This window comes from Geomonas edaphica (genome assembly GCF_004917075.1).
GTDB lineage: Bacteria > Desulfobacterota > Desulfuromonadia > Geobacterales > Geobacteraceae > Geomonas > Geomonas edaphica.
This window is the reverse complement of the sequence record NZ_SSYB01000004.1, coordinates 1,017,947-1,043,004: the sequence shown is the minus strand read 5'-3', so window position 1 is coordinate 1,043,004 and position 25,058 is coordinate 1,017,947. Positions and strand designations below refer to the sequence as shown.

The 25,058-nt window shown below is 60.1% G+C and carries 19 protein-coding genes, 1 other RNA gene and 1 pseudogene; 7 read left to right on the top strand and 14 right to left on the bottom strand.

Features of this window, described 5'->3' with window-relative positions; translation table 11 throughout:
- The first annotated feature begins 44 nt into the window (after window positions 1–44).
- Entirely contained in the window at window positions 45–935 is an 891-nt protein-coding gene (gene sucD / locus E8K79_RS15355; protein WP_136515462.1) for a succinate--CoA ligase subunit alpha, read from the top strand.
- Between the two features lie 210 nt (window positions 936–1,145).
- Window positions 1,146–2,327 carry a methyl-accepting chemotaxis protein gene (locus E8K79_RS15350; RefSeq protein WP_136515461.1) on the top strand — a complete coding sequence of 394 codons (1,182 nt, stop codon included), beginning with the start codon at window positions 1,146–1,148 and terminating at the stop codon, window positions 2,325–2,327.
- 145 nt (window positions 2,328–2,472) lie between these two features.
- Here the strand turns inward: E8K79_RS15350 and E8K79_RS15345 are convergent, their stop codons facing one another.
- From E8K79_RS15345 to E8K79_RS15330, 4 genes are all read right to left on the bottom strand, one after another.
- On the bottom strand, window positions 2,473–4,761 hold the full coding sequence (locus E8K79_RS15345) for a serine protein kinase PrkA (protein ID WP_136515460.1): 2,289 nt from the start codon (window positions 4,759–4,761) through the stop codon (window positions 2,473–2,475).
- Between the two features lie 14 nt (window positions 4,762–4,775).
- On the bottom strand, window positions 4,776–6,401 hold the full coding sequence (locus E8K79_RS15340) for a SpoVR family protein (RefSeq protein ID WP_136515459.1): 1,626 nt from the start codon (window positions 6,399–6,401) through the stop codon (window positions 4,776–4,778).
- 9 nt (window positions 6,402–6,410) lie between these two features.
- On the bottom strand, window positions 6,411–7,772 hold the full coding sequence (locus E8K79_RS15335) for a DUF444 family protein (RefSeq protein ID WP_135868717.1): 1,362 nt from the start codon (window positions 7,770–7,772) through the stop codon (window positions 6,411–6,413).
- A gap of 172 nt (window positions 7,773–7,944) precedes the next feature.
- Window positions 7,945–9,996 carry a serine protein kinase PrkA gene (locus E8K79_RS15330; protein WP_136515458.1) on the bottom strand — a complete coding sequence of 684 codons (2,052 nt, stop codon included), beginning with the start codon at window positions 9,994–9,996 and terminating at the stop codon, window positions 7,945–7,947.
- A 357-nt stretch (window positions 9,997–10,353) separates the two neighbouring features.
- Between E8K79_RS15330 and E8K79_RS15325 the strand changes: the two genes are divergently transcribed.
- Window positions 10,354–10,950 carry a hypothetical protein gene (locus tag E8K79_RS15325; protein ID WP_136515457.1) on the top strand — a complete coding sequence of 199 codons (597 nt, stop codon included), beginning with the start codon at window positions 10,354–10,356 and terminating at the stop codon, window positions 10,948–10,950.
- On the opposite strand, the gene E8K79_RS15320 is transcribed toward E8K79_RS15325, so the two are convergent.
- From E8K79_RS15320 to E8K79_RS21530, 5 genes and pseudogenes are all read right to left on the bottom strand, one after another.
- Complete coding sequence (locus E8K79_RS15320; protein ID WP_136515456.1) at window positions 10,951–12,387, bottom strand: HD-GYP domain-containing protein; 1,437 nt, start codon at window positions 12,385–12,387, stop codon at window positions 10,951–10,953.
- 16 nt (window positions 12,388–12,403) lie between these two features.
- The gene (locus E8K79_RS15315; RefSeq protein ID WP_136515455.1) at window positions 12,404–14,089 is read right to left on the bottom strand and encodes a HEAT repeat domain-containing protein; all 1,686 of its coding nucleotides are present in this window, start codon (window positions 14,087–14,089) and stop codon (window positions 12,404–12,406) included.
- A 255-nt stretch (window positions 14,090–14,344) separates the two neighbouring features.
- Window positions 14,345–15,997 carry a chaperonin GroEL gene (groL, locus tag E8K79_RS15310; protein ID WP_136515454.1) on the bottom strand — a complete coding sequence of 551 codons (1,653 nt, stop codon included), beginning with the start codon at window positions 15,995–15,997 and terminating at the stop codon, window positions 14,345–14,347.
- A 62-nt stretch (window positions 15,998–16,059) separates the two neighbouring features.
- Complete coding sequence (gene groES / locus E8K79_RS15305; protein ID WP_012528687.1) at window positions 16,060–16,350, bottom strand: co-chaperone GroES; 291 nt, start codon at window positions 16,348–16,350, stop codon at window positions 16,060–16,062.
- A gap of 160 nt (window positions 16,351–16,510) precedes the next feature.
- Window positions 16,511–17,104 (bottom strand): annotated as a pseudogene (locus E8K79_RS21530) (DUF507 family protein).
- A gap of 155 nt (window positions 17,105–17,259) precedes the next feature.
- Between E8K79_RS21530 and ssrS the strand changes: the two are divergent.
- A non-coding RNA gene (gene ssrS / locus E8K79_RS15290) (6S RNA) lies at window positions 17,260–17,442 on the top strand.
- Between the two features lie 160 nt (window positions 17,443–17,602).
- The gene (locus E8K79_RS15285) at window positions 17,603–18,601 is read left to right on the top strand and encodes a ribonuclease Z (protein ID WP_136515452.1); all 999 of its coding nucleotides are present in this window, start codon (window positions 17,603–17,605) and stop codon (window positions 18,599–18,601) included.
- Between the two features lie 156 nt (window positions 18,602–18,757).
- Here E8K79_RS15285 and E8K79_RS15280 read toward each other — a convergent pair whose 3' ends face one another.
- The 3 genes from E8K79_RS15280 to E8K79_RS15270 all read right to left on the bottom strand — a co-directional run bounded on the left by E8K79_RS15280 (window position 18,758) and on the right by E8K79_RS15270 (window position 21,826).
- Window positions 18,758–20,137, bottom strand: coding sequence for a DegQ family serine endoprotease (locus E8K79_RS15280; protein WP_135868726.1), 1,380 nt, complete (start codon window positions 20,135–20,137; stop codon window positions 18,758–18,760).
- Between the two features lie 166 nt (window positions 20,138–20,303).
- Window positions 20,304–20,978: a response regulator transcription factor gene (locus E8K79_RS15275; protein WP_129125324.1), complete on the bottom strand. Its 675-nt coding sequence runs from the start codon at window positions 20,976–20,978 to the stop codon at window positions 20,304–20,306.
- 35 nt (window positions 20,979–21,013) lie between these two features.
- Entirely contained in the window at window positions 21,014–21,826 is an 813-nt protein-coding gene (locus E8K79_RS15270) for a pyruvate, water dikinase regulatory protein (protein WP_135868727.1), read from the bottom strand.
- A 270-nt stretch (window positions 21,827–22,096) separates the two neighbouring features.
- On the opposite strand from E8K79_RS15270, the gene prmA reads away from it, so the two are divergent.
- Both prmA and E8K79_RS15260 read left to right on the top strand, forming a co-directional pair.
- Window positions 22,097–23,017, top strand: a complete 921-nt coding sequence (prmA, locus tag E8K79_RS15265; RefSeq protein ID WP_136515451.1) for a 50S ribosomal protein L11 methyltransferase — start codon at window positions 22,097–22,099, stop codon at window positions 23,015–23,017.
- 3 nt (window positions 23,018–23,020) lie between these two features.
- A complete protein-coding gene (locus tag E8K79_RS15260; protein ID WP_136515450.1) occupies window positions 23,021–23,761 on the top strand; it encodes a 16S rRNA (uracil(1498)-N(3))-methyltransferase in 741 nt (246 codons plus the stop codon).
- Window positions 23,762–23,774: 13 nt separating this feature from the next.
- Here the strand turns inward: E8K79_RS15260 and E8K79_RS15255 are convergent, their stop codons facing one another.
- Window positions 23,775–24,101 carry a hypothetical protein gene (locus E8K79_RS15255; protein ID WP_136515449.1) on the bottom strand — a complete coding sequence of 109 codons (327 nt, stop codon included), beginning with the start codon at window positions 24,099–24,101 and terminating at the stop codon, window positions 23,775–23,777.
- 91 nt (window positions 24,102–24,192) lie between these two features.
- Window positions 24,193–24,897, bottom strand: coding sequence for a DUF72 domain-containing protein (locus E8K79_RS15250; RefSeq protein WP_136515448.1), 705 nt, complete (start codon window positions 24,895–24,897; stop codon window positions 24,193–24,195).
- Between the last annotated feature and the right edge of the window lie 161 nt (window positions 24,898–25,058).

Genomic DNA, 25,058 nt, shown 5'->3' with positions numbered 1-25,058 from the left:
TCCCCCCAAACGGGTTAGGGATCCAAATTCAGGGAGATAGCGATATGTCCATACTGGTAAATAAATCCTCGAGAATTGTGGTCCAGGGGATCACAGGCCGCAGCGGGCTCTTCCACACCCAGCAGTGCCGCGAGTACGGCAGCAACATCGTCGCAGGGGTGACTCCGGGCAAAGGTGGGATCCACATCGAGGGGATCCCGGTCTTCAACACCGTGGCAGAGGCCGTGAAGTACACCACCGCCAACGTCTCCATGATCTTCGTTCCGCCCCCCGGCGCGGCGGATGCCATCCTCGAGGCGGCTGACGCGGGGCTCGAACTCGCGGTCTGCATCACCGAGGGGATCCCGGTCCGTGACATGGTCCCCGTGAAGGCGATCCTCAAGCAAAGCAAGATGCGGCTTGTCGGCCCCAACTGCCCCGGCGTCATCACCCCCGGCGAGTGCAAGATCGGCATCATGCCGGGACACATCCACAAGCCGGGGAATATCGGCGTCGTCTCGCGCAGCGGCACGCTCACCTACGAGGCGGTGAAGCAGCTCTCCGACGCGGGTCTCGGCCAGTCCACCGGCGTCGGGATCGGGGGAGACCCCATCATCGGCATGAACTTCGTCGACGTCCTCAAGCTCTTCAACGAAGATCCCGGTACTGAAGGAGTCTTCATGATCGGGGAGATTGGGGGGGCCGCGGAAGAAGACGCGGCGCACTGGATCCAGGAGAACATGAAGAAGCCGGTGGCCGCCTTCATTGCCGGCGTGACCGCCCCGCCGGGCAAGAGGATGGGGCACGCAGGCGCCATCATCACCGGCGGCAAGGGAAAGGCTGAAGACAAGATCCGCACCCTCACCGAGTGCGGCGTCATTGTGGCGTCAAGCCCGACGCGGATGGGAGAGGCGATGCAGATGGCGATGGCCGCTAAGGGGAAGGGAAAAGGGTAACTGACTCGGCGACATTACACATACACCAGGGGCACTCAGCATCGGCTGGGTGCCCTTTTTTGAATTATTTTCCTCTAACCACTTTGTTATCCTTGAAGAAACGTTCAAGTTCGAACCTCCTCCCCCGATAAGAGCCATGTCCGTTAAAGTATCACTGATAGACGTGAGGAACTGTTTCACTGGTAGCGGCTGCAACGTAAGGAGATGGACATGACTCAAATCTGGAACTACTACCTAAACCTCACTATCAAATTCAGGCTGAGCCTCTTGTGCTTTTGCTACAGCCTCTGTCTCATCGCGGCAGCATGGGCAGCCCAGGCAGACTCGATCATCATCAAGTACGGCTCCGTCGCACTTTTCATCGTGCTGGGTGGCATCTTCGGCTGCATCAACATTTGGTCCATCAGAACTCCGCTGGTAAGGGCGGTCGGCTACCTGGAGACCATGGCGCAAGGCGACCTGAGCGAGGAAATCGTCATCAACCGCCGCAACGAGATCAGCCAGATGCTGCGTGCCCTGCAGAAGTTGCAAGGCTCTATGCGCGGCATGATCGCAGGGATTCAGCAAACCGCCGATCACCTGACCAGCGCCTCCAACGATCTGAGCAGCACCTCTACCATGATCGCCCAGGGAACCGAGCATGCCTCGCACCAGTCGCATTCCGTCTCGAGTGCGGTAGGGGAAATGGCCGGGGTGAGCAACAACATCGCTGAGAGTTGCCAGAAGATGGCCGAGCGTGCCGGGAGCACCAACAGCGCCACCAGCAAAGGGGAAGAGACCATCTTCCGCATGATCGCGGTGATGGATGAAATAGAGACTATGGTTACCGGTACCGTCGAGGCGGTGAAGGCCCTAGGGACCAACTCAGACAAGATCGGCGACATCGTGGTGGCGATCCAGGACATCGCCGATCAGACGAACCTCCTGGCACTGAACGCGGCCATAGAGGCCGCGCGGGCCGGCGAGCAGGGGCGTGGCTTCGCGGTCGTCGCCGACGAAGTTAGAAGGCTTGCCGAGCGGACCACCTCATCGACCAGGGAAGTTCAGACCATCATCGCTTCTCTGCAGGGAGACGTGCGAAACGTGGTGGGGCTCATGGAGCGGAGTGCGACGAGCGTCAGAAGCGGGACGGAGGACGTGCATCATTCCAGCCGGGCCATCGGCACCATCAAGGAACAGATCACCCCGCTGCTGGATGACGTATCCCAGGTGGCCACCGCAGCAGAGGAGCAGTCCGCGACGACGAACGATATTTCGGAGAGCATGCGGCAGATCATGGATGTGGTGCATGAGACGGCGAGTGGAGCCCAGGAATCGGCCCGCGCCGCCGAGGAGCTCGCCCGCTCCGCACAGTCGCTGCAGGAGATGGTAAACCGGTTCAAAACCAATTGACGATTGACGATGGATAATTGACAACGAAAACCCGAAGCAACAAGAAGGGGGATGACCGCTGCCTAAAGGCATTGCAGTCATCCCCCTTGTTTATTCAGCCAAAAGCGCCGTCCATTGCCAATTGTCAATCGTCCATGTCAATTGACTACACATGGAACTTGCGGGCCAGATCGTTGTCGATCACGTACACGCAGATCTCCTTGGCGCACTGCTTGGTGTACTTGAACTTTTCGGAGCTCAGGTTGTTGATCAGGAAGGTGACGTCGTCCCGGATCCTCTTGTCGTAGGTCTTGAAGGCCTCGGTGTCGAAGTCCTTGATGGCGCGCCGGAAGTTGGCGTTCTCGAGGAACGGCTCTAGCACCTTTTCCTTCAGGTTGAAGACGTAGCGGTCATGCAGCGACTGGAATAGCTGGGTCTCCTGGGCTCTTCTACCCTCGACCATGATCTCCTGCGTCAGGGTGCGCCCGGTGTATTCGCGCTGGGTCTCCTGACGGAAGGCGAGACGCGCCTCGTCCTCTACCTTCGCCCCCAATAGGCGCCGCTCGATCGCGGCCAGGAACTCTTCGGTGATCTCGAGCTTCTCACCTGTGAAGCGGCACACTTCTACGGCGCCCGGCTCGAAGTTCACCGCAAACATGTAATGCAGGATGTCGCGCTCGATCTGCGCCTCGTTGTAGTAGTAGAGCGCCTCCTTCACCTCCTGGAGCACCACGTAGTCGTAGTTGTGCACGAGGCTCTCCATGAAGCCGTCCGGGATCGACTCCTTGAGTTCCTTGTGCCATCTCGTGAAGAAGGTGGACAGGTTGTTCATGTTGATCATCTTGTCCTTGCGGGCGTAGGCGGCGTAGAAGTCGGAGAAGATCTTGATCGACTCGCGCCCCGAGAAGCCGTGGTCCCCTTCGTGCTCGCTCTCGGCGATGATTTTTTTCCTCCGCTTCGCGTTCAGCCTCTTCCTGTCGTCTTCCGAGAGCCAGTCGGGGATGTGCCCGGTGTAGATCTCCATCTTCAGGAGCTGCAGGTTCTCGTCGCAGTAAAGCCGGTACTTTTCGGGGTCGCCGATCCACTCCAAAAGCGCATCGGACTTCACGTTCATCCTGGTGGAGATGATGACCCGGGCGAAGTTGTGCAGGACCCGCGGCAGGAAGCTCGTGTCGATGTGCTTGCCGAAGATGTTGCGGTAGATCTCCACCTCGGTGTTCAGGTCCATGACGTAGGGGATATTGATGAACTCGATGCGGTCCGTGAAGGACTGCACCCCTTCGATGCTCCGCTCGTCCTCTGGGTTCATGAGAGCGATGAAGAGGCTCCTCACGTTCTCCTCGATGTCCTCGACCTTGTGGATACCCTCGCTGATGATGTTGTGCAACTCGAGAAGCCGCTCCGCATTGTGCGACTTGACGTCCATGAGGGCGTAGATGCCGTTGTTGGTCTTGGCGAAGTTGGAGAAGAGGTACTTCACCTCGTTGCTGTCCCCAAGAAGGAGGTCGATCTTCCTCTGCAGCATGTCGTTGGTGAGGATGTTCTGCTTCATCGACTTGTCGCCGGGGTTGAAGACTGTGATCCCCTCGCCGAGCCTGCGGTTGAAGCGGTAGGGACGCACCTTGATCATGCTGAAGATCTCGGCCGGGTCCTGGAGCCGCGCCGAAAGGGCCTGGAAGATGGAGGTGCAGATGGTGCATGGCGAGTCGCGGAAGACCCAGTCGTACTCCTTCTCGGTGAAGAGCTTCCATTTGAAGGAATCGTTCTGGAACAGGTCGTCGAAGAAGGCCCGGCGCTGCGCCTTGTCGATCATGAGGAGCGGGCTGTCGTGCGACGGGCAGGGGACCTCGACGACGTCGCCGCCGCGCAGAAGCGCCCGCGGATCGATGTGGTCGTGGGTTTCCAGCTCGTACTCGTCCAGAAGGTGCGAAAGCTTCTCGACGAAGGCGCTCACCTGGTGCTCCTTGAAGCTCCCCAGCACGCGGCGGTCCAGGTGCCACACCACCTCGTAGGTCTTACCTTCTTCGGTGCTCGCGTACTCCTCGAATTTCATCAGGAGGTTGTTCAGGAAGGTGCTCTTGCCGGAACCCGGCGGCCCCTCGAAGATGTAGATCTTGTTCTGGCGCGCGCCGCTCTTCATGGCGGCCACGTGGTTCATGAAGCGGTTGGCGAAGAGGCGATCCGCGAAGAAGGGACGGTCGGAGTCGCGCACGAAGAGCTTCCCGGTATCGTACGGAACGAAGTTGATCGATTCCGGGTCCTCGGGATACTCGTCGTTGCCTTCGTTCACGTAACTTTGCACCATGTCGTGGAAAAGCTGGAAGATGTTGCGCATCACCCGTTCCGGCTGCTCCGTGGCGAGACGCATATACTCCTCGAAGGACATGTTCGCCGCCTTCTTGTGCTCGACGATGGTGCGGCTCAACTGCTTTATGACTGTCTCTAGATCTGGCATAGCTTATCCGCCTGTCACAGTATCTGCCGGCTGAGAACCTTGTCTTTCATGGTGTAGACCACACGCTGCCAGGTGATGTCCGCTTCCTCCACCCCTTCACGCCCGGCGCCGCCGCGCGGCTGCTCGATGTGCGCCTCGCTCGTCTCGAGCTGCACCGGCGCCCCCCAAAGGTATTCGATCCCGACCATGGTGTTGGCGATGTATTCGGAGACGAGCTGCTTCCCCTCGAAGTGGTGCACCAGGTACAGGCTCCCCTCCTCGCCACGTTCCGGCGCGATCTCGATGTGGGGGGGATGGTAGAGCGAGGCAAGCACCATGTCACGATACTCCCTGGCGTCCCGGCTCTTCACGTAGTACTGCCAGACCATGCGCTGCGGGTCGAGCCTCTTTCCGGTCACGAAAAGGTCGTAGCGGTCGGTGAATTCCTGGTCCACGAAGTCCTTGATGAAGAGGTAATCGCAGTAGTTGCTCCTGATTTTGAAGAGGTACTCTTCCCCCTTGCCGGCTTCGGTGTCGAAGTGCCGCCTCTTTTCGCGGTCCGAGAGACGGTCGAACTCGTAGCCGGTCTTGCCCTTGTCCCCCGCATCCTTCAACTGGTACATGAGGCGCATGCCGAGCGCGTACGGGTTCATCCCCACCCGCGGCATCGAGGTGACCCCGGCGTGGACGCGGGCGAAGTCCACCTCGTGTCCCTTGATGCGGTCGTCCACGAGGAAGAGCTTCTCGTGCCAGTAGCTCGCCCACCCCTCGTTCATGATCTTGGTGCGGATCTGCGGCTGGAAGAAGATCGAGGTCTTTCTCACCACCTCGAGCACGCTGCGCATCCACTGGTTCTCGTCGCGGGCGAGGAACTCGGAGTTCTCGATCAGGAACTTCATGAGGTCACGGCGTTCCACTTTTTTAACGTTTTGCGACTTGGCGAAATGCGCTTCCATTTCCGGGTACTTAGCGGTCACCTCGGCGAAGAAGATGCGCTCACCTTCTTCCCTGTTCTGGGCGATGGCCTCGTTGTAACGCGCCACCTCCTTCAGGTAGTCGCCAACCGGGATTTTTTTCTCCACCTGGAGGAAGACGTCGAAGTAGTAGTCGAGCCGGCTCGAAGTGGCCGCCTCAGGCGCCGCGAAAAGCGGTGAAAGCTCGTCGTGGTAGGCCACTAGGTTGTCGATGGAGCGGGCGAATTCCAAGATGTAGTCAACCCAGCGTCCCTTCTCCGCCCTCAGCTTCGCGATCACCCGTTTGTCAGAGAGCGCCTGGCCGGTGAAGTCGTACTCCCAGGTGTGGCGGAAGTAGAGGTTGTTCTGGAAGAAGTCGATGTGTCCTAGCACGTGATAGAAGATCATCACGTTCAGCCAGTCCGGGTTGTTGTCGTTATAGAAGGAGATGGGGGGACGGGTGTTGATCACCGTCTCGTAGGGGTTGTGCGGGTAGAGCTCGTACTCCCCCTTGCCCCGGAGCACCTCGACGTCGTGCACCCAGTAGTCGTAGAGCGTCGGGATCATTACCTTAGGAGAGAGCTCGATCAGGTCGCGGTTCGTGACGATGTACTCGAGGCTCTCGTCGGTGAAGGTGAGCCCGGCGGCCCGCGCCCTCTCCTTGCACCCTTCCATGATCGCTTTCGTATGTTGGTTGATGAGTTCCATGACTGCCTCTTACGAGATGAGCCTCTTGATCCCCTCGATGACTCGTGCCTCCTCGGCGTCCTCGTGCATGATGTCCATGCGCAAAAGATCGGGCTTGTCCCGCAAAAGCCCAGAGTTCTCGAGGTAGCGCGCCACCTCGGTCCACTGCGTCCCGGCGTGCTCGGCGATGGTGACCCCCATGCGGCTTACGTAGCTGAGGATCTTAACTAGCTCGGGAATCGACTTGTCGCCGCCGGTGTCCCAGTCGTCGCCGTCGGTACCGTGGAAAACGTAGATATTGTAGTCGGCTGCGAGATTCTCCTTCTCCACGATCTCGTTCACCAGGCGGTACGCGCTCGCCACCTCGGTCCCCCCTGCTACGCGCGAATTGTAATAGGTGTCGAAGTCCGGCACCTCCTTCGCCTCGGTGTCGTGCAGGATGAAACGGGACTCCACCTGCCCCGCGTACTGGTACAAAAGCCAGCTGTAGATCATCACGTGCTGGGTTGCCACGAGCTCGGTCACCTTGCCCGCCATGGAACCTGAGTAGTCGCGCAGGAAGAAAACCATGGCCTGGGGCTCGTAATCCTTCTCCTGTGAGAAGATGCGGTAGACCTTGTCCCGCGGCGAGATCAGGAAACGGGTGGGATCGAGATCGGCCGGGTCCGGCAGATTGCCGAGCGAGATGTTGGTCTCGACGATCTTTCTCAGCGTCGCCTTCTTGTCCAGCACCTGGCCCGAGCCGCGGTTGCGGTCGGTGAGATCGTAAATGTAGCGGGTAAAGGAGCGCTTCTTCCCTTTCTCCTTCAGGTTCGGGAGCTGGAACTGTTCGGTGAGCACACGCCCGAGTTCGTAGGCCGAGGCGCCCATCTCATGGGCCTCCCCCTCGCCCTGCCCGGGCCCCTGCCCCGGTTCCTCACCGGTCTCGCGCACCTTCTGCTCGCCGATGACTTCCCCTTCCTCACCCTTGCCGGAGCCCCCGGTTGAGCCACCCTCACCAGGAGGTCGGATGGTCGGGTCGTGAAGGAACTTCTCCTCTTCCGTCGAGGGAACGACGACGATCTTACCTTTACCCGCCTTGCCCGGCTTGATGAGCCGCCCCACCCGGATCTTCCGGGGGAAGCCGTCCTTTTCGCGCTGCCGGTCTCTTTCCAGAAGCTCGTCGAGTGCCTTCATGTGGAGCTGGTACGGGTTCGGCACCCGCTCCTGCCCCATGAGGACAGAGAGGTCCTGCCAGGCGTAGAGACTGCGGGAGAAGTCCGGGAAAGGACCGTGCCCGCGGCCGGAGGGAAACTCCCTCGTCACGCGCAGCTCCTCCCTGAAGCGCTCCTCACGCTCCGGCTCGAGCCCCTTGGCCTTCAGCTCTTCGAGGTATTTTTGAGGATCTTTCATGGCGTCATCGGCCTTTTAAAAGGCGGGCGAAGATCACTCGCCCCTTGTTTACTTCCACCAGGCGGGCGAATGATCATTCGGCCCACTTTGCATGCATCCCCTCGCCCTTCGGGAGAGGAGCAGGGGTGAGGGCGTCACCCCTCCAGTTCGTCTCTTCGTGGCAACGCCCGAGCTAGCTCTCATCCTCCTGGGTGCAGAAGTACTCGATGGTCTTCTGCGCGCAGGTGCGGCAGTAGCCGAGTTTTCCCAGCATGGTGACGATCATCCTGTCGTAGAGCTTCTGGTTCTCCTCGTTGGTCCGGTTGGCCAGCGCACCGATGAGGCTTCCCGCCCCGGCAATGTCAGATTTGAGCCGCACGTCGGTAACCGCCTTCACCAGTTCAAGGTTGTCCATGAAGTCGTAGCTCGGGTCTACCGAGATCTTCTGGCCGTAGATCTTCCTGATCGAGGTCCGGAACGAGGCGCGCTGTTCCTCAGTCTTGAGGCCGATGCGCTCCTCGACGCTCTTCACGTAGCGCTCGTCGATCTTCAAGGCCTTCAGCTCGCCGGTTTGCGGGTCTTTGTACTTCCACATCCGGTCCGGCCCCAGGTTCTCGGCGTCGATGCCTATGATCATGTTGACGTAGTTCTGCACGTCCTTCTTGATCGCGAAGGGCTCGTCCATGTAGGCGTTAAACATCTCGGTCATGATCCGTTCGCGGTAGAGCTTCTTCCCGGTCTTAAGGTCTTCCAGGTACTTGGCCCGCTCGTTCGGCTCGACCACGTAGTCGAGCACCACCCGCTCGAGGCTCTTGAAGACGTCGTAGGCAACCATGCAGCGCCCCTCATTAGTCTCCGAACTCTCCTTCAAAATCTGGATGCTCCTCCCGAGGCTGCGATGCCCAAGCCCGCGCTGCCCGAAGCGCTTGGTGATGTCCGGCTCCTGCCCCAGGGTGTCGATCACCTCGGCGAGCGCCTTGATGCTCTTCTCGCCGGCCACCTCGCCCGCGGCGAGCTTCATGGTCTCGATCGGGGTGAGTTTCTCCGATCTCGGGAGCCTGGTCAGGACGACACCCACCGAGGCCGCATAGTTCAGGTTCGGGTCCTGGTGCAGCTCCTCCTTGGTGAGGGTTGTTTTCGACTCGCCACCGATGGCGTAGGCGGTGAGCCCTTCCTGCATCCGGTAGTTCGTGTTGTGAGAGACGTAGCAGATGCGGCAGCGGTCGACGATCGGCGCCTCCTCCTTCTCGGCCAGGAACCGGTTGAACTCGGAGTTGTTACTCGTCGCGATGATCATGGAATCGATTGGCCACTTGTACCCGTCGATCTCGATGGCGCGGTTCTGGATCACACCGAGGTAAACCTGTACCAAGTCCTTCTTGTTCTTGAAGATCTCGTCCGAGAAGTGGATGCCGCCACCGGCCACGCGAGCGAGTGCACCGCGGCGCAGGTCGAAGCGGTACGGGTTGTTGGTGTCGGAGAGGTGCAAGAGGCGCTGTATCGACTCCTCGCCCAAGAGGTCGACCGCCGAAGAGGTGATCTTGTCCTTGGCCGGGTACTTGCCGGTCAGCGTGCCGAGGCTCTCGCTCATCGGGACAGGGAGCACCGCAATCGAGTCGAGCACCTTCTCGATATCGTTATCGTGATGCATCCGGATTTCGTTCAGGATGTAGCCGGTACTTGCGCCGAGCGGCCGGTAGTTCCGGTACAGGTTATCCAGTTCGACATCAGAGAACCCCTGCTCGCCGATGAAGCGGCGGCTCTCCTCCGGGTCCTCGAAGAGGTTCATGGCAAGGATCATGGGATCCTCGTACGTCTCCGAGTCGATCTCCCGGATACGTCCGTAGTTCCCCATCTGATCCATGTCCAGGAACCTGAAGCTGTACTTGCGGTTGCGACCTTGCAGGAAGTTGCGGTACTTGCCGCAGAGAAACTCCACGAAGAAGGTCTTGCCGTTGCCAGGTTCCCCTACCAGCACGAACGCCATCTCCTTGCTGGAGCCCCCTTCGGCCGCGTCCTTCACAAAAGAGACGAAGCTGTTGATCTCGTCGTACATGCCGATGGTGTGCTTGCGCCCGGTCCGGAAGATGTTGAAGTCGTAGGTCGTCTTGCCGTTCACGACGACCTTCTCGAACCCCGGCTCCAGGATCATCCGGATGATCCCCTGGAAGGCGTTTTCGAATACCCTTTCTCCCGCCTTGACGGCGGCCAGGTGCTGACGGAGCGTTTCGTTCTTCGCTGTCATGGTTCCCTCCGCGTGTTATTAAACTGCGGTTTTTCTGTTTTAATTGATTTTGATATCCAAAAAAATTATACGCCCGCCCCCTTTACTTTTGCAAAGTCTTTGGGAGAGAGGCTCCGGGGAGGCAAGTGGCGGCGCGGCAGTTCCCTGTTCCGCTGTTAATGCCTGCACTTCGGCGTTTACATTAGAATTTAGCCAAGGTATTGTACCCGGCATTGAGGTTTGTGCAAGCTGCCCCGTAAAACCAAAAACTGCCGGTGGACACCCCGGCGTCGTCTTTTATTTTCCGTTTCGTCTGGTAGGATTTTGCGTGTTCCACCTGGGGGGGACTCTAATTGGGATGAAGAAAAGGAGGTCTAAATGAAGAGGAAGATTTTATGGCTGGTGCTGGCGGCTGTGCTTGTCGCACTGGCAGGATGCGGTGGTGGAAGCGACAGGCCGGTATTGGAAACCACCATTGAGAGCGATTTGAACGTCGACGGTGATATTTTTGAGCCGCTAAACGGCGACCCTCGCATAGTTGCGCAGGGGGCAACCGTTTTGACCGGGGTGACCAGTACCGGAGAGTACCGGGGATTCCTGAGCTTTCCACTGAATGCCATCCCCTTGGATGCCTTCATACATTCGGCGACGTTGACCTTTACACTCGTTCCGCCTACCGACGACATCCCGCTCGAAATGGAGTTGGTTTCCTTCCAGCCGTCGTCCGGGCTACTTCCGTCTTACTACGAGGAGGGGCTCACCATTTACGCCTCGTCCCTGTACACCCTGCCGGCCCCAAACGCTTTCAATCAGGTATCCTTCAACGTCACGTCCCTGATGCGCGAGGCCCAGAGGCGCGGTTTCGACGACTTACAGCTCCGCGTTCTGGAGAACCGCGACTTCACCGTCCAGGGGCTAGTGGAGCTCAGCGAATCGAACTTAACGCCTCCGAAGCTGGTCGTGGTCTACGACTAGCTAGAAAAACCTGCTCACGTCCAGGTCGTAGTGGTAGGCGTCGAGCGTTGCGGTAACGGCCTGGGGGGAGCCGGGGGAGCCAAGAGCGACCACCTCTCCCCCCTCCACCCACTCACCGCTGCTATCGGCGATGATACGCACGAGCGGGTTGTCCCACTGCGCCGGGTCCTCGCTGTTGCCGACCACCACGGCCAGTTCCCCGCCGTCGAGCAGCAGGAGCGAGCCGACCGGGTGGATGCCGACGCAGCCGACGAAGAGTTTCAAGAGCGCCTGATCGTAGGATCTCCCGCTCTGGGAAAGCATCACCCTGAGCGCCTTATGGGGTGGATAGGCGTTCCTGCCGCTCACCCGTGATGAGGTAAGGCCGTCGTAGCTGTCCGCGATGCTGATGATGCGCCCCAAAAGCCCCAGCTTCCGGTACCCGACCCGCGGGTAGCCCGAGAAATCCGCCATCAGGTGGTGCTCGAAGATCCCCGTGATGATGCGGGCGGAAAGATCGTCGAGTCCTTTCAGATTCATCACCTTCCTAACGCCGTACAGGGGATGCCGTTCCATCACCTCCCGCTCCTCGGCGGTAAGCTCCCCTGGCTTGTCCAGCAACTCCGGCGGCAGATCGCAGTACCCGATGTCATGGAAGAGCGCGGCAAGCCCCAGTTCGCAGAGATGGAACTTGTTCATGCCGAGGCGCTTGCCCATCACGAGGGAGAGGATGCAGACGTTGGCGGCGTGGTGCTGGGTGGAGCGGTCGTGGGAACGCATCGTGCTCAGCCCCAGGAGGTCGGCCTCGTGGGTGTAGAGGAGGTCGATCACCTGCTGCACCACGCGCTTCGATTCCCTAAGTCGCAGACGGCGCCCGGAAGCCACCTCCGCCGCGACCTCATCCATCGTCACCAGGAGTTTTCGGTACAACGGGCGGGCCGTGTGTCCACCGCCCCTCACCCGGCGCTGCCGCGTCGAGATGGTCAGCACCTCTTCCGCACGCAGGATATCAAACTCCAGCCCGGTGATCCCCCGCTCTTTGACGGCATCTAGGAACCGCTGGTACGGGTCGTCGCCGGTTTCCGGCTCACGCAACAGGTACGCGAGACGCTGCACCTCCTCCGCGCTCACCTCGGGAGCGAAGGTGATTCTCCCGAGTTGGTGACGCTGCATGAGCTCGATGATGTAGCGGGGCCCCTCGAAACTCGCGATGTCCGGCTTCAGCCGCAACTCGCCCAGGTACAGATGCGCTCCGGTCAGCTGGAGAGAGGCGTCCTCGCTTCTCCCGGCGATCTCCCGCACCACCGCAAGCAGGTTCGTCACCCGCTGCAGGACGGCCGCGTGCCCCGGGCTGTAGTTGGCGCAATTCTTCAAAAGGACGAAGAGGTGCGAGACCAGGGTTTTTCCCAGCCGCGCCATTTCAGCTCCCAGACGTTCCCGGTCTGTCTCGACGCTCACGACCACGCGCTCCCCCTCATCTCTTTCTCCCGGCCTTGGCCGCCCTTGCTTCGCTCACCGCCCGGTCGAGAAGCTCGCGCAACTCCCCCCCTCTTTTCTGGCTGCGCGCCTCCTCCAGAAGGGGGAGGATAGCGGAACCGTTGACGCGCGCAAGCCCAGCCAGGGCGAGCTGCACCGCCTCCTTTTCGTTCCCTTTGTTGAACCAATAGCGTTTCATGAGCAGCTCGCGCAGCATCGGGATGGCACGCTCCTGCCCCAGCTCGCCAAGTGACTGGCATACCGCCATCCGCTCCGGGAAAGGACGCTCCTGGAAATCGTCGGCCGCGGCCAGGGCTACGATCGGTTTCAAGGCGAAGGGTAGCCGCTCACGCGCCAGCACCTGGAGCGCCTTGATGCGCAGCGCGCTTGACTCGTCACGCAGGTACTTGAGGATGTACGGCTTGGACTTTTCATCGTCGGTGCGTTCAAGAAAACCAAGCACCTCGCGCCGGATGCGCGCCTCCCGGTTCGAGGTGAGCCCGAGAATCATCCTGAGCGCCTCGGGTGTCCCGATCAGGGAGAGGATCAAAACGAGGTTCCGTACCAGGTACCAGCGCGGGTCGCTCAAGAAGGGGCGGAAGACCGCGGGATCCTCGCGCCCGAGTTCGACCAGTACCTCGATCAGCAGCTTGCGCACCTTGAGCTTTTCCACCCTTCCGAGCAGTTCACAGATCGGCCCGAGGGCAGGGAGCCCAAGAATAAGGAGCAGCTCCTTCAGCTCGCCATAACCGGTGCTGGCATCGGTGGTGTCCAGGGAGACCTGCAGCGTCTGGACCGTCGTGTCGGAGAGGACCGCGGCGAGCGCCGCTTCGAGCGGAGCCCGCTGTTCTTCTGTGATACCGCTGCGCTGCCTCATCCGATCGAGGAATCGAACCAGCTTCAGGGCATGCCCCATGTCGCCTCCCAGGAGCAAGGTGACGGCAAGGGTTTCCATCATGGAGATGAAGTCGCGGTAGAGTTTGGGGTCCCGGGTCCCCGCCACCGTCGCGGCCAGGACGCCGATGACGTCGTCAAGTCCGTTGCAACGCCCCTCGGCTTCCAGTGCCCCCTGCAGCCATTTCTCCTCGTCGGCGTTCAGCATGAGGAGATGCTTCGGTATCATCCTCGGTGCGGGAGGGGGCTGTTCCAGGAGCGCCTGGCGGATGCGCTCCATGGCCTCGCGCTGGTCACCGGATGTGCCGGACTCCTCGGCCGGAGCACCCTCACGGAAATCCTCCTCGGTCAGGTAGCCTATGTGCTGGAGGTTACGCTCCCAGAGCCGGGTGACGATATCGTCGTCGTTACTCAGGCGGTCAAAGCCGGCGATCCCGAGGAAGGCGGTGAGCTCCGCACTCTGCACCCCCTGGTCGAAGAACAGGGCCCTTATGCCGTCGGCGTAGAGGCGACTCGCGATGCTCTCCTTGGGATCGGTGTTCTCGTACACCTTGGCGCCCTGGCAGCGAAGGGCGAAAGGGTCGACCTCCAGGCTCAGCTCGCCGTAACGCGCGAGGTGCACCGTCATCCTAGTGCCGAGCTCGGAGATGAACCCAATGAGGACCGGGTTGTTCGGCAGATAGATCCTGAGCGCCTTGGAGGTCTTCACCATGGTCTGGATGATCTGCACCACCGAGGCGTGCTCCTCCTTGCCTATGGTGTCTTCTTGTTGCAGCGTCTCTTGCGTCATGCCCTTCCCCGGCGGCTGCCGTACCTCATGTGTTTCCGGCCTGAGTCGTTCTCATCTTTGCCCCGGGTAGTATACGCGGCGGGAGGGGGGCATGTAAAGACGACGTTCTCATGAAAAACGCGGGAAAGGTGCAAAGGGGAGGCTCCGGCTCGAAAGCGGGAGAGGGACCAGCCAGAGGCCGTCGTCGACCGGGTAAAAAAAAGGGGGGACAACCTTGCGGTCATCCCCCCCTTTACTGCCACGTTGCGGCTTTTATTACATCATGCCGCCCATGCCGCCCATGCCGCCCATACCGCCCATGCCGCCCGGCATCGCCGGCATTGCCGGCTCTTCCCTCGGCTTGTCGGCGATCATGGCCTCGGTGGTCATCATAAGACCGGCCACGGAAGCGGCGTTCTGCAGCGCGCTCCTGGATACCTTGGTCGGGTCGATGATGCCGGCCTGGATCATGTCGACGTAAACATCTTCGGCCGCGTTGTAGCCGAAGGCCTCCTGGCCGTTTTTCACCTTGTCGACCACGATGGAGCCGTCAACACCCGCGTTCTGAGCGATCTGACGGATCGGCTCCTCGAGGGCGCGCTTGATCACATTGACGCCGAACTGCTGCTCTGGGGCAAGTTTGAGGTTGTCGAGCACCTTGAGGGCGCGCAGGTAAGCCACGCCGCCGCCAGGGACGATACCCTCGTCGACTGCCGCGCGGGTCGCGTGAAGAGCGTCTTCTACGCGTGCCTTCTTCTCCTTCATCTCAATCTCGGTAGCCGCACCGACCTTGATCACGGCGACGCCGCCTACCAGTTTCGCCAGGCGCTCCTGGAGCTTCTCACGATCGTAGTCAGAGGAGGTCTCCTCGATCTGGGCACGAATCATCTTCACACGGCCCTGGATGTCCGCCTCGGCGCCGTAGCCGTCGATGATGGTGGTGTTGTCCTTGTCGACGGTGATCTTCTTAGCCTGGCCGAGCATGTCGAGGGTGGTGTTCTCGAGCCTGAAGCCGACTTCCTCGGAGATGACCTTGCCGCCGGTGAGGATGGCGATGTCTTCGAGCATCGCTTTCCTGCGGTCGCCGAAGCCCGGGGCCTTGACGGCGCAGACGTTCAGCACGCCGCGCAGCTTGTTGACCACCAGGGTGGCCAGCGCCTCGCCCTCGATGTCCTCGGCGATGATCAGCAGCGGACGGCCGGACTTGGCGGTCTGCTCGAGAACCGGGAGGAGATCCTTCATGTTGGAGATCTTTTTGTCGTGGATCAGGATCGCGACGTTGTCCATGGCCGCTTCCATGCGCTCCGGATCGGTCACGAAATACGGGGAGAGGTAGCCGCGGTCGAACTGCATGCCCTCGACGGTCTCAAGGGTGGTCTCCATCGCTTTGGCTTCCTCGACGGTGATGACCCCTTCCTTGCCGACCTTCTCCATGGCCTCGGCGATGATGTCGCCGATGGTCTTGTCGTTGTTGGCGGAGATGGTGCCGACCTGTGCGATTTCCTTGTGGTCCTTGATCGGCTTGGAGATGCTCTTCAGCTCGGCTACCAGCGCCTCTACGGCCTGGTCAAGACCGCGCTTGATCTCCATCGGGTTGTGGCCGGCAGCGACCAGCTTGGCGCCCTGGCGGTAGATGGCCTGGGCGAGAACGGTTGCGGTGGTGGTGCCGTCACCGGCGACGTCGGAGGTCTTGGAGGCGACTTCCTTCACCAGCTGCGCGCCCATGTTCTCGAACTTGTCTTCCAGCTCGATCTCTTTGGCGACGGTCACGCCGTCCTTGGTGATGAGCGGTGCACCGTAGGACTTCTCGATGACGACGTTGCGCCCCTTCGGGCCCAGGGTCACCTTAACGGCATCTGCCAGGGTGTTGACGCCTTTGAGGATGCAGTTGCGTGCTTCCTGGTCGAACTTGATGATCTTTGCTGCCATTGTATATATCCTCCTTGAATTTTATGAATCGCGATGCGCGTGATAGCGCGAGCTGGCAGGAATTACTTCTCGACGACGCCGAGGATGTCGTCCTCGCGCATGATGAGGAAATCCTCCCCCTCGAGCTTCACTTCGCTCCCTGCGTACTTGCCGAACAGCACCTTGTCGCCCACCTTGAGATCGATCGGGTACACCTTGCCGTCCTCGCCCCTCTTCCCGTTGCCGACTGCCACGACTTCGCCCTGCTGCGGCTTTTCCTTGGCGGTCTCCGGGATGTAAAGCCCACCGGCGGTCATGGTAGCTTCCTCAACCCTCTTCACGATGATACGGTCCTGCAGCGGTCTTAGATTCATGCTTTTCCTCTCCTTTCTTGAGATGCATATGATCTCTTGATATTGAAAAAAATATTAGCACTCAAAACTACTGAGTGCTAAAGACCTGCTAAATATAAACAGCATGCCCTCAAAAATCAAGGGCGCTCTCCAAATTATTTTTCCGCGTGTTATACCCGCGTCACCACTTCCTTTTCGCCAGTTCCTCCGCGTAAAACTTCTGGTACAGGATCTCCCATTCCCGGCTTCCGGGAACCTTGGCCTGGCTGTAGGAGGAGAGCTTCGCGCGCACCGCCTGGTCCACCTGTTCCATGATGGAGAAGAAACCCTCGATGGCCCCCTTGATCGCTTCCAAGGCGCGCCGCTCGTCCGGGAAATCGGCTAGGTCGTCGTTGTAGAGCTTGTCGTATATCTTGTGGGCTATGTGCGAGATGCGGTCTTCAGAGATGTGCATGGTGAGCTCCTTGGTCTGCTTTACCTGCCGGGACGGTTATCACAGGACGATCTTCCTCTCCTTGGCCAACTTGTCCTTGATCATCCTCAGCATCTTGTGCCGGTCGATCCCCGCCCCTCCCGTCGCCTTCAGGGTCTGTTCGAGAAGCGCCTCCGCGTCGCGCTCCAGGTCCTCTTCCCGCTTCAGATCCTGCGCGATGGCCGCTTTGATTGCGGTGAGCACGGCGCTGCGCCCCTGCTTCTGCTCCACGAGTTGGGCTCGTTCCAAATCGCCCAGAACCTTCTCCGCCAGACGTGCGACCTGCTCCTCTTTTAGACGCATCTTCCCTCCCATTTATGAGGATATTTCGTTCGGCGCATTCTACGTCAACCGGGCAAAATTGCAACAGTTTTGGGGTCCGAGGGGCAACGATTCACATTAAAGAAAACAATGTTGATTTCACATTGGGGCAACGCTACAATACAGCCACTTACTCGCTCTCTCTGCGTTGTCCGTGAGGTTATTAACGCCCCTGCGGAATAAATTATTGTACGGGAGCCTGTTTCGGTCGTGGTGAGCTGCCCCATTGCGCGGGAATTGCCTAAAGCGACCTACAGGAGCCCACCTGAATGGGAACTCGCTGTGAGGCCCCCCCAACCAAACGACAAGGCGGAGAGAGCTGTAGCACTGAGGGGATCCGGAAACGGATCCCCTTTTTTCGTCTTGCACTAAGCCCCATATGGATATATAGCAGGAGTTGCTCCGCCTCCAGGTCCTCCATGCAACGTAGAACTTAGAACGTAGAACGGCTCCATGTAGAACGGCTGTTAAGGAGGCCGCATGACTCCCCACTTCCTCCCGAGGCTCGTCAACCCACCATTTGGTGACCCCGGTGTCTACGTCGACTTCCAGTTCGCCCGGCGTGCACTCCTCTTCGACCTGGGCGAGATCGCCTCCCTGGGCGCACGGAAGATTCTCCGGCTTACCGACGTCTGTATCTCCCACACCCACATCGACCACTTCATCGGCTTCGATCTGATGCTGCGCATCATGCTCGGCCGGGATATGAAGCTGCGCCTCTTTGGGCCACCCGGCATCCTGAGCCAGGTCGAGCACCGGCTCGCCTCCTACAGTTGGAATCTGATCCAGAGTTACCCGACCGAGTTCATCATCACCGTGACCGAACTGCATCCCGAAGGGCGGGCGCGACGCGCCCGCTTCAGCTCACGGCGCGTTTTCACGCGGGAAGAAGAGGAAGAGTTCACGTTCCGGGACGGAGTGGTCCACGAGGAGGAGAACCTGAGGCTCACCGTCACCTTCCTGGAGCACAGCGTCCCCTGTCTCGGCTACGCCTTCGAGGAGAAGCTGCACGTGAACTTCATGAAGAACAAGCTTGCCGCACTCGGCCTGCCCGTGGGCGCGTGGCTCTCCGAGGTGAAGCGCGCCGTGTTGCGCGGCGCGCCGGACGATACCGTGTTCAAGGTGACGGTACCCGAAGGCAAGGTGCGCGAGCTCTCCCTCGGCGAGTTGAAGGAGCAGGTACTGCAGGTAGTCCCGGGCGAGAAGATCGCCTACGTGACCGACACCGCATACACGCCGGAAAACCGGTGCCGCATAGTGAAACTGGCACAAAGGGCCGACTACTTCTTCATTGAGGCGGTTTTTCTCGATGCCGACCGCGAAAGGGCCCGCGAGCGGGCGCACCTGACCGCCAGGCAGGCCGGAACGCTCGCACGCGAGGCGGGTGCGGCACGCGTTATCCCCTTCCACTTCTCCCCGCGACACCTGGGCGCCGAAGAGGAACTGCGTCGGGAAGTGGCGGAGGCCTTCGGGAGCTGACCCGAACCCGCCCCCTCACCCCGGTCCTCCCGCCGAAACACTTCGGTCCGCGAAGGCGGAAGAGAACCTGGGGGTGAGAGTCGCACGCTGCGCCGAACAAAAAGGGGGACCCGGTACACCGGGTCCCCCTTTTTCTACTTATGAATAACGCGATACCTAATCGATCCTGAGAGCCACGAAGAGGGAGGCGTCGCCCCTTTTGAGCAGCATCTTCAGGTAACCACCCTTCTTCACGGCCGCAATAGCCTTGCTGTAATCCTTCACGCTGGTGACCTTGACGCCGTTGATCTCCCGAATCACGTCCCCCTCGGCGATGCCGGCACGCTCGGCGAGGCTATCCGCATCGACGTCGGTAACAAGCACCCCCTTCTCGCCCTGGAGCCTCAGTTGCTGTGCACGCTCCGCCGAGAGATCGGCCACCTTGAGGCCGAGACGGTCGCCGCTCACCGCGGCGTCTTCCTCCTCGCCGTCCTTCAACTTCTCGATGGTGACCTGCAACGGCACCTGCTTGCCGTCACGCAGCACCACGAGCTTCACCGTTCTCCCCACCGCCGTTGCGGCAACGCGGCGCGGCAGCTCGCTCATCTCCTTGATGTGGTGACCGTCGTACTCGAGGATGATGTCCCCGCCCTTGACACCGGCCTTCTCGGCGGGGCTGTCCTTGATCACCTCGGCAACAAGCGCCCCCGCCTCCCCTTCCATACCGAAGGACTGTGCGAGATCCTGGGTCACCTGCTGCACCGACACGCCGAGCCATCCGCGGGTCACTTTGCCGCTCTCCTTCAACTGGGGCAGGATGTCCTTGGCCATGTTGATCGGGATGGCGAAGCCGATCCCCTGGCCGCCCGAGACGATGGCGGTGTTGATCCCGATTACCTCGCCGTCGGTGTTGAAGAGGGGACCGCCGGAGTTGCCGGGGTTGATCGAGGCGTCGGTCTGGATGAAGTCGTCATAGGGCCCGCTGCCGATAACGCGCCCCTGGGCGCTGATGATCCCCGCGGTCACCGTCTGCGCGAGACCGAAGGGGTTGCCGATCGCCATGACCCAGTCCCCGACCTCGATCTTGTCGCTATCCCCCAAAGGTGCCACCGGCAGGTGGCCCTTGGCGGCGATCTTTATCAGTGCGAGGTCGAGCTTGTCGTCGCGTCCCTTCACCTCGCCCTTGAATTCGCGGCCATCGGAAAGCTTCACCTTGATCTCGTCGGCGTCCTTCACCACGTGGTTGTTGGTGATCAGGTAACCGTCGTCACTGATGATGAAGCCGGAGCCCATGCTCCTTTGTTTGTAGGGGTGCTGCCTGGGCGTTTCGAAGAACTTTTCGAAGTAGTCCTGAAAGGGGTCACCGCCTGGACCTACGTTCGGGTGCTTCTTCATGCCTACCGTTTTGGAAGTGCTGATGTTGACCACCGCCGGCTTTAGTTTCTTGGCCAGTTTGGCAAAGTCGGGGGTTAGGGTCGCGGCTCCCGCTACTGCGGAGAAAAGGGAAGAGAGGAATAAGCTTAACACCAGGAATCTTGCTACGATTGCTGCCTGCATGGCTACCTCCTGAGGGTTTGAGTAGGGTAAAGCTAATACCGCTCCCGGACTTTGTCAAGACTTCCGACACTCGACCGCTTCCAAAGAAAAAACGGACCCCTCCCGGTCGTGTTTCGACTGGAAAAGGTCCGTTTTATTCAGCAGGACAGGTGCCTTCGGCCTCTGCTTATTCTTCTTCTTTGAGGATGTAGCCTACGCCCCTCACGGTGTGGATGAGCTTCTTGTCGGCGTCGCGGTCGATCTTCTTACGCAGGTAGTTCACGTAGACGTCGATGATGTTGGTGAAGCTGTCGAAGGTGTAGTCCCATACGTGCTCGGCGATCATGGTCCTGGTGAGCACCTGGTGCGGGTTGCGCATGAAGTACTCGAGCAGGCCGTACTCCTTCGCGGTAAGGTCGATCTCCTTGTCCTTGCGCCACACCTTGTGGGTTACCGGGTCGAGACGCAGGTCGGCGAAACGGATCTCGGCACCGCGGTCGAGCTCGCTCCTCCTCATCAGTGCACGGACGCGGGCGAGCAGCTCGGCGAACGCGAACGGCTTGGTCAGGTAGTCGTCGGAACCGGAATCAAGACCAGCCACGATATCTTCTACGGAGTCCTTTGCGGTCAGCATCAGGATCGGGGTGACGTTCTTCCGCTCCCTGAGCTCCTTCAGAACGGACAGGCCGTCCTTTTTCGGGAGCATCCAGTCGAGCACGATCAGGTCGAACGGCTTCTCCAGCGCAAGTTTCAGCCCCTCTTCACCGTCCGCCGCGGTGGTGACTTCGTACTGCTCTTCTTCGAGCCCGCGCTTTATGAAGCTGGCAACCTTCTTCTCGTCTTCAACCACCAGAATTTTCATGTTGTTTTCCCTCTCTTTGTTAAATATGTCGACCTCTAATCGTGCCTGATATCACCATGGAGCCGGCTCAGGATCTCTGCCGCGGACTCCTCAACGGATTTGTTGGTTACATCGATGACCAGCCATGCGGGGTGGTCCCGGTAAAAGCGCCGGCAGTACGCCAGCTCCTCTTCGACCAGCCTGAAATCCGCGTAACTGCCGCGCGGGCTCTGCCTGAGGTTTCTCAGGCGCGCCGAACGGATGTCTACCAGCCGCTGGGTGCTGATGATAAGGCCAACCACCCGCTCCGGCTCAACTTCTTCCAGCTCCGGCGGCGGTTCGATCCCCTGGATGATCGGGACGTTCGCCACTTTGTACCCCTTGTGCGCCAGGTACATGGAAAGTGGCGTTTTGGAGGAGCGGGACACCCCGACCAGAACGATGTCGGCCTTGTGCAGGTTGCGCGGCTCCTGGCCGTCGTCCTGCTTTACCGTGAAATCAACCGCCTCCATGCGGCGGTAGTACTCCGAGTTCATCTCGTACTGCAGGCCGGGAAGCTTCTGCGGCCTCATTTCCAGAAACTCGGCAAGCTTGAAGAGAAGCGGCGTGATGAGGTCCACCGCATCGAGCTGCCTTGCCTCGCATTCGTTTCTTACGAACTGCGCCAGTTCCGTGTTGACCAGGGTGTAGAAGATTATGCCGGGGGTCTTGGCGACCTCGTCCAGAGCCTTCAGGATGTCTTCCTGGTTTCTGATCTGCCCGACCCGGCGCAGCCGGACGTCCACGTCCTTGAATTGGGTCAGCGCGGCCCGCGCCACCCTCTCCACCGTCTCACCCGTTGCATCCGAAAGTAAATAGACGTGATACATCTTTAATCACCCAAAATCCGCGACCTTGCGGGGTTCTTTCCGCCCGCCCAGCCAAATTCATTAGATATATACCATGTTTTTTCATTTTAGGCAAAACTAAAATTTAATGGGAAAAGCTTCTCGATTTTTCTTATCGACACATGCCCGAAAAATTTTAATTATAATTACGCCCGACTTTTTTTGGATGTCAAGGTTTTCATTGCCATTTCCTTTATTTCTCTGCTAGTTTAATCCGGCATTCGCAAACCCCAAAGGAGACAAAAACTCATTATGACCACGGACTGGGCCGAAATCGCCTGCGACGTCCCCGCCGAAATGGTGGACACATTAGCGGACTTCCTCGTCGAACTGACCGGCAACGGCGTCGGCATCGACAACATGCACCTCGATACCTTTTCCCTCGATTCCCTCGAGGATAGCAGCATCAAAACCGTCAAGGGGTACCTCCCTCTCGACGACTCCCTGGAGGACATGCGCATCAAGGTGGAGCAGTTCCTCGCCACGCGCGGACCCGAATTCGAGGGGTACGTCTACAAGCCTCCCGTCGTCACCGTCATCAAGAACGAAGACTGGGCCAACAACTGGAAGGTGCACTTCAAGCCGGTCCGTATCGGCAGGCGTCTGGTCATTAAACCGACCTGGGAGGAATACCAGGAGGTGGCAGGCGACTTGGTGATCCAGATCGACCCCGGCATGGCGTTCGGCACCGGTGCCCATCCCACGACCAAGATGTGCCTCGAGTCGATGGAGCGGATCGCCCTCGACCATTGCGGCGGCGTGCTCCCCTCCCCCGTTCTCGACGTCGGGACCGGCTCCGGCGTGCTCAGCATAGCCGCCGCCCTTCTCGGCGCCGGCGCCATTACCGCCGTCGACATCGACCCCGAGGCGGTGCGCGTCACCCAGGAAAATCTCGAGCTAAACGGTGTGGCCGACCGGGTGGCAGCATCCACCACGGACCTCGGCAAACTCCCGGGCAGCTACCCCGTGGTCGTCGCCAACATCCTCGCCGAGGAACTCGTACGCCTCTCCGACCAGCTCATCTCCCGCGTCGCCCCCGGCGGATGGCTCATCCTTTCCGGCATTCTGACCGAGAAGGAAGAGCTCGTTCTCGCCGGCTTCCCCTCGCTCACCCTCGTAGAAAACCCCAGGGAGGCCGAGTGGTCCTGCCTTACCCTGAGAAAACCCCAGTAGCGGATGCGCAGTTTTTTCCTGGGCGACAACGCCATCAGTGACGGTGAAGCCGTCGTCACCGGTGAGCTCTACCGGCACATGGCCCGCGTGCTGCGGCTCAAAGAAGGGGCCGAGGTTGAGCTCATCGATGCCGGCGGGGTGAGGCACTGCGGTACCATCGCGGAGGTGGGGGCAAAATCCCTCACCGTCCGCATCGCCGCGAGCGCCGCACTTGCCGAAGAAGAACCCGCCATCAGCATCACCCTCTACCAGGGGCTCCCAAAGGGGGAGAAGCTGGACCTCATCCTGCAAAAGTGCACCGAGCTCGGCATCTCCGAGGTGGTCACCTTCGACGGCGCGCGCTCCATTGTTAAATTTCGGGGCGAGAAGACGGCAGGAAAACTTGCGCGTTTCGAGAAAATCGTGCAGGAAGCGGCCCGGCAGTCGGGGCGTGGTGTCGCGCCGAGGGTCGCGATAGGCGGGAATCTGAAGGAAGTGCTCAAGGAGTCGCGGCAGGATGTGAAGCTGCTCTTGTGGGAAGGGGAGGACGAGAACACGCTGCGGGAAACGCTGGCCCGTCACACGGAGCCAAAGAGCGTGGCGATTGTCATTGGCCCTGAGGGGGGCTTGAGCCCTGAGGAAGTAAAGGAGGCACTCGCCTGCGGTTTCACCCCGGTCACCCTCGGCAAGCGGATCCTGCGCACCGAGACCGCGGGGCTTGCCATGGTCTCGATCCTGCAGTTCCACTGGGGCGACATCAGGTAGCAGGTGATAATCCTTAGCTGAGCGCCACCACCAGTGCTGCAATGGCCACCACCAAAGAAACCGCCGTCGCAGCCATCAAAACTTTCTGACGGGCCAGCACCACCTTCAGCGTCTTAACGGCAAGTTGCAGGTGCCCGGAGGTCTCAAGAAGCGCCTTCTCCAGTTTGCGGTTCTCCTCGTGGAGCTGCTGCACCCTCGCCTCCAGGTCGCTTGCAGCGCCGTCCCCCATGAATCGCCCCTTGGCCCGGTTCGCCATCTCCACCACCACCGGGAGGTTCTCGAACACCCTCCCCCACGGGATCTTCGTCGCCGCGATCTTCGCCACGCTCCAGATACTCATCTGTACCTCCGTTATTTGCTTTCCGCGGCCCTGCACCGCCCTTGGTCTTGTCTTGGCCGTTATGAGGGGCGCGCTCGTTGCCCCGGGTTTCTCATCCACCCGCGACGATATCGAGAAACTGTCGCGCGAACAGCGGTCCCTTTGCCGCATCCTCGTGCTTGAAGAAGACGAAGGCGTCGCGCCACCCCTGCCTGTTGACCAGATCCACCCACTTCCCCAATTCCGCAGCCCCGTACTCCTGACGCCTGAGCCTCAGGTATCCCCACGCCGCAGTCGCCACCGCAGGCATCGCTTCGTCTTCCTCGCTGTCCACCAGACATAGCGCCGCATCGTTTCGCTGCATCAGGGAGAAGACCTCGTCGTCGAACCAGGAGCGGTTGCGAAACTGAAGGGCGACCCGGCGCCCTGGAGGGACCAGGGACAAAAAATCGTGCAGCAGGGGGACGTCCTTCTTAAGGCTTGGCGGTATCTGAAACAGCACCGCCCCCAGCCGCTCTCCAAGCACCCCGGCCACATCGAAGAAGTAAGAGACCGCGTCGTCGACCTCCCGCAGACGCCGGACATGGGTGATGCTCTGCGGCGCTTTGAGCGCGAAACGGAAAGCTTCCGGGACCTCACCGCGCCACCCTTCCAGCAGTGAGGGCTTCGGCATGCGGTGGAAGGTGTTGTTGATCTCCACACCGTTGAAGCTCGTCCCGTAAAAAGCGAGCATCTTTTGCCCTGCGAGGTGCTCTGGGTAGAAGCTACCCTTCCATGCCGCGTACGAGAACCCGCTGGTGCCTACGTATAGAGCCATCTTCTCCCCCGCCCGGTCCCTTCCCACTCCAGCTTCATATTTATACAACACCCCTTGCCGCGCACAAGGAGTTCTAATGGAAATCAGCGGCCGGCGGGTCTCATCTACGAAAAAAGGCGGGTTCACAGGAACCCGCCTCTTAGGCACATCGATTATGTACG